The organism is Infirmifilum tikiterense, assembly GCF_054696565.1.
This window is the reverse complement of the sequence record NZ_CP182482.1, coordinates 1,722,886-1,735,859: the sequence shown is the minus strand read 5'-3', so window position 1 is coordinate 1,735,859 and position 12,974 is coordinate 1,722,886. Positions and strand designations below refer to the sequence as shown.

Sequence of the window (12,974 nt, the reverse complement as noted above, 5' to 3'; positions counted from 1 at the left end):
TTAGACGGAGTCCTGGACGTACTCCCGGCCACTCCTCAGCGCCTCCTCGGCGCGTATGAGCTCGCGGGTCAGGTACGAGGCGTGCCTCGGCATCAGCGCGTCGAGGTTCAGCTGGCTCAGGAGCTCGCGGGCGCTAGAGCCGGTCAAAGACTGAACGAGAACGCCCTCCTGGTCCCTGAGCTCGAGCACAATCCTGCAGCCCTCAACTCTAATAAGGAAGTTCCCCTTCGGATCCTCCACGAACGCCGCAAACTCCCTTCTGTGCCTGTCCACCACCTCTCGGGCCCGCGCGAAGTCGTGCTCGTAGACGTGGAGCGAGGCGCTGAAGACGACGAGGAAGCCGGGCCTCACGTTGCGGCCAGTCTTCTCGGAGAGTTGGAGGGAAACGTGCTCCATGAGCCTGAGGAGGCCGTAGACGTTCACCGGCCACCCGGCGTAGGCGTCGTGGCTCCTGAAGTACGCCAGCTGGTTGTACCTTCCGCCGGACAGGTCTCCCTGCACTGCCAGGAGGCACGGGGGGTCGCTACTCGAGGGGTCCACCTGGAAGTCCCAGGTGAGGGCTACAGCCCTCCTCGTGCTCGGGGAGGACGCGAGCCTCGATACGAGGCGCTCCAGCTGGTCCCCCGCTTCCCGGTGCCTCCGCAGCCTTTCGCCGTAGGAGTAGCTGGCACCCTCCACGCCCCTCAACAGAGACTCCACGTGCCTGTCCAGTTCTTCCCGGGGGAAGAACTCGCTGAGCCTGTGGGAGGAGGCGAGGGCCTTCTCGGCGTAGAGGACCACCTGCGCTCCCAGCACCTGCTTCTGCTTCTCACCGTACTCGCTCTCCTTGAGGAACCCCCACGTCATCACGGCGTCCAGGAGCTTAGCCCAGGCCCTGACCACGTCCTCCTCGACCAAGCTCAGCCCGGCCACCTGCACGGGCCAGGACGAGGCCCGCACCTCCTTAAGCTCGAGACTGAGCCTCTGCCTCCTCACGCCGGGCGAGAAGCTCTTGTTCACAGCGTCCGCAAGCGCTTGGTAGTCGCCCCTCCTGAACGCTTCGCGGAGGTCCAGGACCCTAACGGCGTCAAGCAGGGGCTTGAGCTCCTCTAGGGGCCACATCAGTCTGAGGCTCTCCGGACTCCCCCCTCTGAAGAGCTCGACTAGAGCTTCCCCGCTGCCCGAGAGGTCCGCACCGAAGACTATAACCGTGTCTATCTCGGGGTGCTGGGAGAGGGTGTGGAGGAGGTAGTTCACCCCATACCTCGTATACAGGGTGCCGACGATGTTCACTTTGCCGTCCACGCCCAGCTCTCTAAGCTTCCCCGCAACGATCTCCTTCTTCGTCCATAGGGTGGCCACAGCGACGTTGGACTCCGGGTTCAGCACCAGGACGTCAGGCATAGCCGCGCTTCAGACTACACATGTCGCAGGGCTAAAAATCAGTATTGTTGGAAATTCTGGTTAGCCGTAGGTGTATGTGTCTCCTCCGACTACTGCTGGGAGGGTTTTCTGGATGACTGTGTTTCCGCTCTGGTCGAGCACTCTCATGGTGGCGTTCCTGAGTATTGAGCAGTTGATCACGCTGAGCCTCGCCATGCCCGTGGCGTCAGCCGCTGCCTGGGCGCAGAGGCTCATCGAGGAGTCGAGCAGCTGCACGCGCCAGCCAGCCTGCAGCCCCGAGACGACCACGTACCTCGGGTCGGCGCCAGAAGTCACGACAAAATCGTCGAACAGCGTTGTGCCTCCATCTGTGGCTAAGCCTATGTAGTTTGGAGATATTGTCGTGTCTTTAGCAGAGAGAGTAGCCATAGTGTTCCCATTTTGATCGTATAATACTAGGCTCATTGTATTCGGGGACCCCTTCGTAAACTTCACGTAAAGGGTATACCAGCTCGAAACATATCCAGTTATAGTATCATTTAGAGTAACCCAGGTAGTAACCCAGGACCGCCCCTGTGGGAGGCTTTCGTATAGGAGGGCATTAAGCCATATGTTGTTTCCCTGGGGTTCTAATGACAGCTCGTAAAGCTGTGTGGAATTAGTGAGCTGTTCTAGGAGAACAACCCCCCTGTAAACCCTGTCGTTCCGTTGAACATTGCCGAGCTTCACGATCGCCTGAATTGTGGCCGAGATCCTGGTGTTGTTCGCGAAGACAGAGTCGCCGCCTGGCCCCCCATCGTTGTCGGTTCCCCGCAGGGCGTTGCCCCTCCACCCGCCCGGGACGATAGCCCAGGTGCCTCCGAGCGGTGTCCAGCCTGACGGCATCGACTCGAAGTCCTCGTAGATCACTGCACCCCTCGACTGGAGTAGGAGGTCCCTCGCGATGACGGTGATGGTCTTGGAGTCGTCGTAGCTGCCCGTGGCTAGGTTCTTGACCTTGAGCGTCCAGGTGTAGGTGCCCCTAGTCGGTGGGAGTGTGACAGTGAGGGTGGCAGTTTTGGGCGAGGCGGGGCTCACTGAGAGCTGGGTCGCATTGACGAGGTTGCCGTTTTGGTCGTAGACCTCGACACGCGCCGTCCCGGCTACTTGCCCGGTGTTGCTCACAGTTACCACCAGCACCTGCTTAGACGACACCGTGCCGGCGATGGTGGAGTTGTAGCTAAGTATAGTGAAGTGGGGCTGCTGTTGCCCAGACGCGCCGCCGGCAGTGTAAGCGAGGCTCGCGGCTAATTTGGGAGAGTTGGGGTGTATTATGTAGACTCTTGTGATGGCGATTGCTCTTAATTCCTTAATTGCTGTGGAGTTTATGCCGACAGGTATCTGCGCTGCGCCTCCAGGCGGGAGCGTGATGCTTAGCGGGATTCGTGTTGCAGAGGTGTTTGTGATCACCCATAAGCCGTGGATCGCGGTGTAGCCTGGTCCCTGGTTTTTCGCGTATAGGTAAAAGCCCGTTGTGTTGTACATCGTCAGATTCGTGGTCGCCTGGTCAAGCAGAACTGTGAAGTTCCTCGAAGCCTGCATAGAGAGTATGTAGCTGGGAGAGTGAACTGTTATCGCGGAGGTGGTGCTTGCTGGGAGGAGGTACGTTGCTGATAAAGTGTAGACTCCCTCAGGTGTCTTAGTGTAGACCTGGGCATTCAGGGTGATGGAGGGGTTGAGGTAAAGGCTCTGCGTCACATCAACGGTGTTAGTCGGAACCGTTGTCGTGAAGTTTACCTGAAGCACATAGCCGTTTGCAGTGGAGTTTGGGGTGAAGACAAGCCCTCTTCCATCTAGCGTGCTCAGGTTTCCGGTCTGCGTGCATCTTCCCACGAGGACATTGACGAGGGGCGGCGTGGATGTGGCGTTGCTGTATGTGTCGGCTATGCTGAGTGATAGTACCCCCTCGCCCACCCTCTGGCTTTGAGTCTGGGTGGCTATGGCTTGGAGTTCCGTCTGGGATCTCATGTACTGGAGCAGGATGGCCGCGACTAGCACCAAGATTATCGTCATGAGGACTGCTCCGAGCGCTGACGCCTGCGCCCTACGGGACGACGTAGTCTCTCACCTCGAAGCAGTTCGTGTAGGAGCAGACTCTCACGGTGTAGGTGCCCCTCGCGGTCATGCTGGTGCAGATGCCCTTGGTCTCCCCCACGCGTATCGGAACGTAGCCGCTCCACGCAAGGGTGCCGTTGAGGTACACCGAGACCACTTCGGTGGAAACATCCCCTGTGTTGGTGACCTGGACGCAGATGGAGCCGGTGGCGCTGTCTCTCTCGAGGAGCTCGACGAGGAGAAACTCCCTTAGCCCCTTCTCTGACGTGATGCGCTCCCTCTCAATTCTCTGGGACGCCTGCTGCCAGGTGGGGTAGAAGAAGCTCCAGGCGAGCGCCCAGAGGGCTACAGCTATCGCCATTAGGAGTAGCGCGGCCACGACCTCCGCTTGGGCTTTACTCATGACAAGCCTCTACCTTTGGTGCGAGGATCAGGTATATAACGTTTCATAGCGGAGTATGGCTGATGGAGAGGAAGTTTATCCCCAAGCTTAGGGCAGAGGTAGCAGCCATCGGTCTAGGGACCTGGGGCATCGGTGGAGGATTCTGGACCCCAGACCGCTCGCGCGACGAGGAGTGGGTGGACGCGCTTAGGTACGGGTTGCAGCTGGGCCTGACTCTCGTGGACACCGCTGAGATGTACGGCGGGGGCCACGCGGAGGAGCTCGTGGGAATGGCTGTTAAGGGCTTCAACCGGGATGATGTCTTCATAGTCTCGAAGGTCTGGCAGACGCACGCCGCGCGGGACGAGGTGGTGAAGGCGGCCGAGGCCAGCGTTAGGAGGCTCGGGACGCACATCGACCTCTACCTCATACACTGGCCCCCTGAGGGCGTTGAGCTCTGCGAGACGATGAGGGGGCTGGAGGAGGCGGTGAAGAGGGGTTACGCCAGGTTCATCGGTGTCAGCAACTTCGGCTTACAGCTCGTGGAGGAGGCTAGGAGCTGCCTCAACCAGGTGGACGTCGTGGCCATCGAGAACAAGTTCAGCCTGCTTGACCGGCGCGACGAGGGCTCCGTCATCCCCTACGCTGAGCGCGAGGGGATGCTGTACCTAGCGTACACCCCACTGGAGAAGGGTCAGCTAGCCCGCGACCAGTTCCTCGCAAGCCTCGGGGCCAAGTACGGTAAGACCGCGGCACAGGTCGCGCTGAACTGGCTCTTGAGGTTTAAGCCCGTGGTCCCCATACCGAAAGCCAGCAGCAGGCGGCACGTGGAGGAGAACGCCGGGGCTGCCGGGTGGAGGCTCAGCGAGGAGGACTGGAGGCTTATATCGGAGAAGTTCAGAAGGGTGCTAGCTTAGCAATACAGGCTAGGGTTTACCGCAACGAGGACGTCAAGAGGGTCGTAGCCTTCGTGCCGCGCGGGCACAAGCACGTCAGAGTGCTCATCGAGCTCGCTGACGTGGCGATCGTGCTTCAGGAGGCAACAGTCGCGGGAATCGTGAGGGCGTACATCGATGTCGCGCTCCACCCATCGAGGACGGCTGTAGAGCTTGTCTCGCGTAGACTCGAAGAGAGGAAGAGCGGATTCGCGGAGCACCAGCTGGTCGAGTCGGATAGGAACGAGGATGAGGTTCTGAGGGAAGTCGAGGAGATTCTGCCCGGGTAGGGCTACCTCCTGAGCCTCTCGGCCAGTTTGTCTGCCACTTCGCGAGGAGTTATCGCTCTGACCCCTAAGCGCCTCGCCACCTGCTGGACGTGGGTTAGCATGAAGCCGTGTGCCTCAAGGAAGTCGGGGTCCCCGAGGACCTCGTGAGCGCCCCCGTCCCTGATGACTCTGCCTTTCTCGAGCACTATGATCCGCGAGGCGTAGCGGGCCAGGAGGTCGAGGTCGTGGGTTATCACGACCACGGTCTTGCCGGAGGCGTTCAAGCTCTTCAGCGTCTCGAAGAGCATCAGGCTTCGCCCGTAGTCCAGGCCTGTTGTGGGCTCGTCGAGGACGAGGGCCCTGGAGCCCATCACGAGGACGCTGGCGATGGCGAGGCGGTGCTTCTCCCCGAAGCTCAGCGTATGGGGAGGCATATCGAGCGGCTTGTTCAGATCCACCGCCCTAAGAGCCTTCTGGACTCTTCTTTGGATCTCGCTCTCCGGGAACCCCATGTTCCTGAGGGCGAAGGCCACCTCGTCCCTTATCGTCTGGGAGAATATCATCATGTCAGGGTTCTGGAACACGTAGGACGCGATCCTCGCGGCCTCCGAGGCAGGTACCTCGCGGGTGTCTCTCCCGTCGAGGAGAACCCTCCCGCTCGTCGGTTTGAGGAGAGACGTCGCCAGCTTGGCCAGCGTGGTTTTCCCAGCGCCGCTGTGGCCTATCACGCCGACGAACTCGCCGCTCCCTATCTCGAGGGAGACTTTTTCGAGCGCCCTAACCCCAGTAGGGTAGGTGAAGCTTACCTCCTCGAACCTGATCATGGGACACCACCGAGGATCTTTTCGAAGTCCTTGAGGCGCACGGGGAAGCCCACATTGAACCCCCTCCTGTAGAGCTCGTAGGCGATCTCCGTGACGCCTGGGGGCCGAACACCCAGCTTAGTCACGGTTTCGACGTCGGAGAACACCTCGTCGGGGGTTCCGCCGGTGACTATGCGCCCGTCGGCCATGAGGTAGACTTTGTCGGCAACGTCTACCGCCCACTCCACCCTGTGCTCCGCAGCTATAATTGTTAAACCGTACTCCTCCTTCAGGGTCGTTATCGCCCTGAGAACCATCCCCGTCCCCGTGTGGTCCAGCATCGAGGTGGGCTCGTCGAGGAGCAACAGCTTGGGCTTCATCGTCAAAACGCTCGCGATCGCCATGAGCTGCTTTTCGCCCCCCGAGAGGTTTTGCGGGTCTTTGTCCTCGTAGCCCCTGAGCCCCAAGGCGTCGAGAGCCCACTCTACGCGGCTAATGACCTCCTCTTTGGGGAGCCCCAGGTTCTCCGGGGCCATCGCGAGCTCCTCGTACACAGACCTCGTCACGATCTGAATCTCGGGGTTCTGGTACACGATGCCGACTCTCCCTGCCAGCGACCTGAAGCCCTGCTTAACCGGGTTTACCCCGTCAACGATAACCTCGCCTTCAACCACCCCCGGTATGACTCCGGGCAGCCGGCCTGCTATAACGTTCAGCAGGGTGCTTTTACCGCAACCGCTGGGGCCCATGAGCACCAGCATCTCCCCCTTGGATGCGCTGAGGGTAACGTTCTCCACTATCCACCTCTCTGAGGTCACGTACTTCGCGTGCACGTTCCGCAGCTCTACAACCCTATCAGGCCTAACCCCCACGCCGTCACCACCCCGTAGAACGCGAGAGACAGGACTAGGAAAAGGGTGTCGCGGGGCCTCCACGAGGGCTCGAACACGTAGGTCTTCTTCCCGTAGCCCACGCCGCGGGTGGCGAGGACTAAGCTCAGATCCCATATGTCGGTGAGCATCTTCGAGAACAGCGGGACTATGATCGGGATGTGCTTCCTTATCCTCTCAAGCACGCCCCCCTTGTCTAACGCCAACCCGCGGGCCTTCTGGGCGTCGATCACCTCCCCCGCTGAGCGGACCATGCTCGGCATAAGGCTCAGGGCGATTACGAAGGTAAGGGCCAGCTTGTGGGGTACTTTCAGCTTCTCGAGAGTCCACATCAGGTGGTACGGCTTCGTCGAGGCGAAGAACACGACGAAGGCCAAGATGGGGTTAACAATTAGGAAGAACTTGCCCAGCGCGACAAGCAGCCCCACGTCGGTCAGCCGGAGCCAGCCGAGCTCGAGCAGCACCCCTCCCTGCGTGCTGTAGATTCCGGCCCATATCAGGGTGGAGACCAGCAGGAAGATCAGGGAGTTGAAGATCAGCAACGCGGCCAAGCCCGAGCCGAGACCTGAGAGGGTGAGCGCCAAGATAGTTGAGAGGAAGACTGGGAGGCTCTTCAACCCGTTGAACTGCGTGGAGATCGACGCCACGACGACCATCAGCGTCCACGCCAACTTTGAGCGCGGGTCGAGGGTATGCATCAGGGACTTTCTCTCGACGTAGAGCCCCGCAAACATAGAAATAGCCTCGTAAGAAAGATGAGAAAAATATATATCTTTTACTGGGGTACCTTAACCCTGTCCTTCCAGTACAAGCCTCTTCCCTTCACAAAGGGGTATAGGAGCACGCCGAGTATCGGCGAGAGTATCGCGTTGACCGCGATGTTGTTGCTGAGTATGCTTGGCGCTAGTATGCCCCAGATCACGAAGAGGGGTAGCCCGACCACCGCCTGCATCGCGTGGAGCCACCAGCATATGTAGATGGCGCTCACGATGGCTTGGACGATGACTCCCCATACGTAGAACTCTCCCAGCGAAGCCGCTGTCTTAAAGCTGTGGTCCTTCACGAACTTGTAGGGGATGTACGCGATCAGGAAGTTGCCGATGAAGCCTCCAATAGATCCCACGCCGAAGTACCCTCCTAGTATGTCCGCGATGAGGTTGCCGAACGCTACCCCGACGGCTCCGGGTATGCCGAAGAACATTCCGAAGAGGGCTGCGAGGGAGTTTGCAGGCCTCAGCCACGTGAAGCCGGGAACGATCGTTATAGGTGCTGTAGCCGCCAAGAGAGCCCCGTAGACCGCGGCGCTTAGGGCGGCGAGCGCTATGTCTATCACGCCCCAGTCCCCGACGCCCTGACCCGTCTTTTTGAGCCCCCTAGCTGTTACGGTGTAACCTGCCAGCTCAACTAAGAATACCGCTGTCCCGATCAGCCAGATGAAGGTCCCGATGTAGAATATCGCGTCCGTGAACTCTGTGAAGAAGCGGGAAATCGGGAAAACGCTCCACGGGTCCTTAGGGTTCGTCGCAACCGCGACCCAGAACTCGTATATTATCACGATAGCGATAATGAGGCCGATTACCAGTGCGGTGTAGTAGAGCGCCTTCACCCGTGTTTTCTGCTCTGTCATACAGTATTACGTTAACTAACGTGTTTATAAATCCTTCTACTAAGCGTAGTAAATGAAGGGGTTATCGTGCACCCCGCGGGATTCGCATCAAGAGAGTGGGGGAAGACGTGAATCATAACCAAATATACCTCTATCTCCCTGGATACACACGGTGTACGTAAAACCTAGCCCTAAGCTCTGCACGCAGTGCAAGGGGGCTAGGAGGCTGTGCGGAGCTCCTCAGTGCCCTATATTGGTAAGGATCAGAGAGCAACTTAAAGCCAGCGAACACCTCGGGAATGCTATTGAGTCCCCGACCCCACCTTCGGTGCTTGTAGGGGAGCACGGGTACCCCAGTGTTAGAGTCGGAGTCAACCTGCCTGTCGGGGACGAGAAGCCCGACCTCTTCGAGAACCCGGGCGAGTGGTGGGGCCGCCTAGGGTTAATGGACATACTTCGAATCCGGGCCCGGCTAGTCTACTCTTACGCGAGGCTTCCCGTTAGAAGGCTTGCAGGGAGGTACGTAGAAGCCGTCCGCGAGGCGGCGATGTCCTTTGGTCCCGTGGAGTCCGAGGCCTTCTTCAAAAAGCCTCCCGTGTTCTCACCCCGCTTCGACCCGCTGCTCAAGCCTGTCGGCTTCTCAGGGGAGGTTGAGAGGATACGCGTAACGGGGAACCCCTCGATCCCGAGGAGAGTTGACGAGCTCGCAGAGGAGAGGGTCAAAGCCGGAAAGGCCGTTGTCGAGCTGTACGAGGCGGGCTTCGACGTCTACTACCTTCAGCGCCTGCTATCCGCTGGCGTGCTTGGAGTTGAGAAGAGGTTCGTGCCGACTAGGTGGGCGATCACAGCCGTTGATAAGAAGATCGGCGACCACCTGCTAAGCAGGATACGCGACAAGCCTGAGGTTGCAGATTACGAGGTTTACCACGCGAGCTACATCGGGAATCGCTACACCCTGATACTCGCGCCCGGGAGCTGGAGCATGGAAATGCTGGAGGCCTGGCTTCCAGGCTCCGTTTGGGTGCCGTCCGGCGGGGTGGAGGTCTACGTTGTCCACGAGTGGGAAGACGGGATCCCGAGCGGGGAGGATGGGGGCTACTACGCGATGCGCTTAGCCGTGCTCGAGAGCCTTGCACGGCGCAACCGGCAGGCCAGGGTGCTCGCCATCAGGGAGATAACTCCAGACTACTTCGCGCCTGTCGGTAACTGGCAGATAAGGGAGAGTGTGAGGCGGGCGCTGTCCGGGAGGGCGGAGAAAGCGTCAAGCCTCGAGGAAGCGCTGCGGCTCGCGTCAGAGCACCTTATCCTTCCCCTGCAGGTGGTGGAGGAGAGGAGCGCTCTGCTGAGGAGGATGAGAGGGCAGGCGACCCTGCTCAGCTTCATGGTGTAGCAATGCTACTTTTAGGTTTCTCCCCCGTTTCCTCCTGTGTTCGACCCTTGCTTTCCCTCGCTCCCGAGGGCTTGGTGGTGGTGCTTGTGGATGTTCGAGCGCAGGCTCGAGCGTGCAGTCACGGTGGCTGTGCAGGTTAGAATATTTGAAGAAATATCAGCCGGAAGGATTTCAAAATTTGGTGCTCGGAAAACAGGAGATCCCCGGTTATTTCCAGGGAAAATGCCGGAGAGATGTGGAAGACTAGAGGTTTCGGAAGGAGATAGAGCTGATTTACGGCGGAAGGCCAATCCCATCTACGAGACGTGGGGGATATCGTTGATCGTTAAGCGGAGGAGAGTCAATTACGTAATCTTCTCCGAGTTCAGCAGTGATATGGCCAAACTACCTTATTCCGAGCAAGAATAGGCAGGAGCTCATCGTTGTGAGCAGGCATAACAGGAAAAAATTTACATCCTTACAGGCTTAAACTGGTTCTAGAGTAGGATCGCAAGATTGAGTCGGTAAAGTTCATACACTATGATCCCGCATATGGATAAGTCTCTTTTATTGAATACCTCTGAGAAAATTTATTAACACCCCTGCAGACAAATATGCACGTTGGAGTGAGTACCTACTTTTCTGCAATGTAGGCACTCACTCCGAGCTTGTCGGGTGAGCGTGGAATGCATAGAGAGGGGGGCGCCAAAGTACTTACAATCATAGGAGCAGTAATCCTCATACTAGGAATAGTTCTAGCGGCCTTACCGACCATAGCCAGAGGAGGGGGAGGAGAAGGACAGCCAGACATCAAAGTATATAGCATAGATAGTTTCATGACTGCGGTTTACAAAGTTTATGGAAATCCAAACCTAGGTTTTTGGGTAGCTAAAACAGTCATTAAAAACACCGGATCGGGCCCGTTGTATAACGTTAAAATAACTTATAAAATCGAGGGCCTAACAGACTGGAGCGAGCCAAAAGAGTACAAGCTAGTTCCTCCAGGTGGAGCAGTAGTAGACCTCTACTATCCCATACTCTCGCACCCGCCGAACATTCAGACCACCACACCAGGAAAACTCTATGTCAAAATAGAGTACAAGACGAAGCCAGACGGCGAGCCAGTTACTGAGACAAAAACAAAGCCCATAAACATACTTGGAAGCCACGACTTCATATTCTCTGGTCTACCCCCGGAGGAGAATACTGGAAGCTTCCGCGATATAAACAGCAACTATCCACTACTAGCCGCGTGGGTCACGCCGAAAGACCCAGTAGTAGAAAGATACGCAGACATGGCGAATAAGCTAACAGGCAGTGGCGCGGGTGCAACATTGGGCGATAAGGAGGCGCTCGCATTCCTCGAGGCGATGTGGGACTTCAGCGTGTACAACGGGATTACATACCAAACAGAGCCCACAGCGTTCTGGACAGGTAAATGGGCTCAATGGATCAAATACCCTAGAGACGTGATCCGGGATAGGAGCGGTACATGCGTAGACACTGCGATATTCATCGCTTCTGTGGCAATGAGTCAAGGCTTAGACGCTTACTTGGTTATCATGCCGGGACACGTGGCACCCATAGTAAAGCTCCCAAGCGGGCAACTCATACCAATTGAGAGCACCCTACTAGGAAGCAAGGCTAGTTTCCAGCAGGCTATTGAAACAGGTTTCAAAGTAGTTCAAGAGGCCTTCCAAGGCCCACACCTCGTAGTATATATCGCTGAAATGCAATCAGCCGGGATAGTACCGCCGGAACTGCCGGAATTGCCACCTAATGTTTTAGAGCAATGGGGGTACACCATGCCTGGTATGGGAGGAGGAGTAGGGGGAGGTCAGGCGCCAGGCGGAGGACAAGGGGGAAGAGGCGCGGTGCCACAGCCACAGCCGCCAGCAAACATGAAAACGATTGCGAATCCCTTTGGCGATCTACCTTGGTCCATCAGCGTACCCGCGGACTGGGAGGCTTCGAAGGATTCTTACTCAAATGCCTATGAAGTAGACTTGAACAGTCCAGACGGAGCGATCCTGATTGCAATAGTGTGGAGTAGAAGCCACTCCGCGAACGCTTTAAAGTCCGGCTTCGAGTCAACCTTCAACCAATACTACAACGGGTATCAGGTTAAAGCAGATAACACCAACGGTGCCCTTGGAAATATTCCAGCAGAGATCGTCGTGTATAGCCTTGGCACGGGAGACATAGCAATAGCACGCTACACGAACGTGCAAGGGTATGGTTTAGCGGTAGTCTACCTTGTTAATCAAGCTGCTGTTAGTCAGGAAACAATAAACGCCGTGGAACAGATCGTTCAAACATTCCGAGTAGGGGGTTGAGGGGGTGGGGGGCATGCTCAAATGTAGGAAAGTTGTAGGAGTCTCATTAGCTATTATACTGCTGTTCATAGCTTTTGTCGGTTCCGTCTCCCACGCGCAGATACGGCCTCCCACAGTGCAGCCTCCCACAGTATACGAAATACAGGGTGTGAGAACCATAAATGTGCTAGACACCGGCGTAGCGGAGGTGAAAGAGGAGATAAAGTTCAGCGCTCAAGCATACATAGCGTTCAAAAAGGACTATAATCCACTCTCGACCTTTGTGAGAGAGCTAGAGCCGAGAACCAATCCTGAACAAATAGAGAACCTAAGCATAAACGCTGATGATGCTAATAACAAGCTAACAGCAACTTATACCTTGCTGGGAGCCGCAGTATACAAGGGGAACGGTTTATGGGAGATTGGAATAGCAGAGCCGGGCGGAAAACTCACTCTCACTGCTCAGCACGGGAATACGCTTGTCTTCGCAAATGTTTACGGCGTGGGAGAAGACTACAAACTCATGGAAACTGTGACCGTGAACCTGCCTGCTGGTGCGAAGAACGTTAAATATAGAGAGGATGAAGGGAAGATAACCTACGAGCTTAGCGTCAACGCTGGGGCTTCTAGTGATAACATGATGTATGCAGGCATAGTCCTAATGCTTATTGGAGGTGCAATAATAGCTGTTCCTAACATGAAAAAGAGAGGAGAATATAGGCCTACCCCTCCACCTCCTCCGCCTCCACCCCCACCGGTATCTAGTTAGAGAAAATAAAGCGGAATAATTACTTTTTTTTATTTTTGAAGTGAACGCCAAGAGATGTCTTTCATGTGGGATTTATATACGGCTGGCCCTCCGGGATAGGAAACCGGGGTCACGAGCTCCGGAGGCAGGCGACTATCTGCTAAGCAATATACGCCACAAGCCTGAGGTTTCAGATTACCA

Annotated in this window: 13 protein-coding genes; 6 read left to right on the top strand and 7 right to left on the bottom strand. The window is 57.0% G+C overall.

The features are described from left to right. Genes ACNO7C_RS09530 through ACNO7C_RS09520 form a run of 3 tightly spaced genes read right to left on the bottom strand, consistent with a single transcriptional unit; the run spans nucleotide 1 to nucleotide 3,859 of the window. A complete protein-coding gene (locus ACNO7C_RS09530; protein ID WP_460024854.1) occupies nucleotides 1-1,383 on the bottom strand; it encodes a thymidylate synthase in 1,383 nt (460 codons plus the stop codon). 60 nt (nucleotides 1,384-1,443) lie between these two features. Beyond that, nucleotides 1,444-3,414, bottom strand: a complete 1,971-nt coding sequence (locus ACNO7C_RS09525; protein WP_460024853.1) for a hypothetical protein — start codon at nucleotides 3,412-3,414, stop codon at nucleotides 1,444-1,446. A gap of 31 nt (nucleotides 3,415-3,445) precedes the next feature. Continuing rightward, a complete protein-coding gene (locus tag ACNO7C_RS09520) occupies nucleotides 3,446-3,859 on the bottom strand; it encodes a hypothetical protein (protein WP_460024852.1) in 414 nt (137 codons plus the stop codon). A 62-nt stretch (nucleotides 3,860-3,921) separates the two neighbouring features. Between ACNO7C_RS09520 and ACNO7C_RS09515 the strand changes: the two genes are divergently transcribed. Next, nucleotides 3,922-4,755 carry an aldo/keto reductase gene (locus ACNO7C_RS09515; RefSeq protein ID WP_460024851.1) on the top strand — a complete coding sequence of 278 codons (834 nt, stop codon included), beginning with the start codon at nucleotides 3,922-3,924 and terminating at the stop codon, nucleotides 4,753-4,755. Next, complete coding sequence (locus ACNO7C_RS09510; RefSeq protein ID WP_460024850.1) at nucleotides 4,692-5,063, top strand: hypothetical protein; 372 nt, start codon at nucleotides 4,692-4,694, stop codon at nucleotides 5,061-5,063. Before ACNO7C_RS09515 ends, ACNO7C_RS09510 begins: the two co-directional genes overlap by 64 nt. A gap of 2 nt (nucleotides 5,064-5,065) precedes the next feature. Here ACNO7C_RS09510 and ACNO7C_RS09505 read toward each other — a convergent pair whose 3' ends face one another. From ACNO7C_RS09505 to ACNO7C_RS09490, 4 genes are read right to left on the bottom strand one after another with little or no spacing between them, the layout of a single operon-like run. After that, a complete protein-coding gene (locus tag ACNO7C_RS09505) occupies nucleotides 5,066-5,866 on the bottom strand; it encodes an energy-coupling factor ABC transporter ATP-binding protein (protein WP_460024849.1) in 801 nt (266 codons plus the stop codon). Then, on the bottom strand, nucleotides 5,863-6,717 hold the full coding sequence (locus ACNO7C_RS09500; protein ID WP_460024848.1) for an energy-coupling factor ABC transporter ATP-binding protein: 855 nt from the start codon (nucleotides 6,715-6,717) through the stop codon (nucleotides 5,863-5,865). The genes ACNO7C_RS09505 and ACNO7C_RS09500 overlap by 4 nt, the downstream gene beginning before the upstream one ends. Beyond that, nucleotides 6,690-7,469, bottom strand: a complete 780-nt coding sequence (locus tag ACNO7C_RS09495; RefSeq protein WP_460024847.1) for an energy-coupling factor transporter transmembrane component T family protein — start codon at nucleotides 7,467-7,469, stop codon at nucleotides 6,690-6,692. Before ACNO7C_RS09495 ends, ACNO7C_RS09500 begins: the two co-directional genes overlap by 28 nt. A gap of 41 nt (nucleotides 7,470-7,510) precedes the next feature. After that, entirely contained in the window at nucleotides 7,511-8,362 is an 852-nt protein-coding gene (locus ACNO7C_RS09490) for a QueT transporter family protein (protein WP_460024846.1), read from the bottom strand. 151 nt (nucleotides 8,363-8,513) lie between these two features. Between ACNO7C_RS09490 and ACNO7C_RS09485 the strand changes: the two genes are divergently transcribed. The 4 genes from ACNO7C_RS09485 to ACNO7C_RS09470 all read left to right on the top strand — a co-directional run bounded on the left by ACNO7C_RS09485 (nucleotide 8,514) and on the right by ACNO7C_RS09470 (nucleotide 12,794). After that, entirely contained in the window at nucleotides 8,514-9,731 is a 1,218-nt protein-coding gene (locus tag ACNO7C_RS09485; RefSeq protein WP_460024845.1) for an Nre family DNA repair protein, read from the top strand. Between the two features lie 90 nt (nucleotides 9,732-9,821). After that, the gene (locus ACNO7C_RS09480) at nucleotides 9,822-10,139 is read left to right on the top strand and encodes a hypothetical protein (RefSeq protein WP_460024844.1); all 318 of its coding nucleotides are present in this window, start codon (nucleotides 9,822-9,824) and stop codon (nucleotides 10,137-10,139) included. A gap of 257 nt (nucleotides 10,140-10,396) precedes the next feature. Further along, nucleotides 10,397-12,046 (top strand): cysteine protease, encoded by a 1,650-nt coding sequence (locus tag ACNO7C_RS09475; protein ID WP_460024843.1) that lies wholly within the window; start codon nucleotides 10,397-10,399, stop codon nucleotides 12,044-12,046. 13 nt (nucleotides 12,047-12,059) lie between these two features. Then, nucleotides 12,060-12,794: a hypothetical protein gene (locus tag ACNO7C_RS09470; protein ID WP_460024842.1), complete on the top strand. Its 735-nt coding sequence runs from the start codon at nucleotides 12,060-12,062 to the stop codon at nucleotides 12,792-12,794. The last annotated feature ends 180 nt before the right edge of the window (nucleotides 12,795-12,974 follow it).

Bases quoted from the DNA above. Each gene is read 5' to 3' on its own strand.
- ACNO7C_RS09530 (WP_460024854.1), bottom strand. From the start codon at position 1,383: ATGCCTGACGTCCTGGTGCTGAACCCGGAGTCCAACGTCGCTGTGGCC.
- ACNO7C_RS09525 (WP_460024853.1), bottom strand. From the start codon at position 3,414: ATGACGATAATCTTGGTGCTAGTCGCGGCCATCCTGCTCCAGTACATG.
- ACNO7C_RS09520 (WP_460024852.1), bottom strand. From the start codon at position 3,859: ATGAGTAAAGCCCAAGCGGAGGTCGTGGCCGCGCTACTCCTAATGGCG.
- ACNO7C_RS09515 (WP_460024851.1), top strand. From the start codon at position 3,922: ATGGAGAGGAAGTTTATCCCCAAGCTTAGGGCAGAGGTAGCAGCCATC.
- ACNO7C_RS09505 (WP_460024849.1), bottom strand. From the start codon at position 5,866: ATGATCAGGTTCGAGGAGGTAAGCTTCACCTACCCTACTGGGGTTAGG.
- ACNO7C_RS09495 (WP_460024847.1), bottom strand. From the start codon at position 7,469: ATGTTTGCGGGGCTCTACGTCGAGAGAAAGTCCCTGATGCATACCCTC.
- ACNO7C_RS09490 (WP_460024846.1), bottom strand. From the start codon at position 8,362: ATGACAGAGCAGAAAACACGGGTGAAGGCGCTCTACTACACCGCACTG.
- ACNO7C_RS09480 (WP_460024844.1), top strand. From the start codon at position 9,822: ATGTTCGAGCGCAGGCTCGAGCGTGCAGTCACGGTGGCTGTGCAGGTT.
- ACNO7C_RS09475 (WP_460024843.1), top strand. From the start codon at position 10,397: ATGCATAGAGAGGGGGGCGCCAAAGTACTTACAATCATAGGAGCAGTA.
- ACNO7C_RS09470 (WP_460024842.1), top strand. From the start codon at position 12,060: ATGCTCAAATGTAGGAAAGTTGTAGGAGTCTCATTAGCTATTATACTG.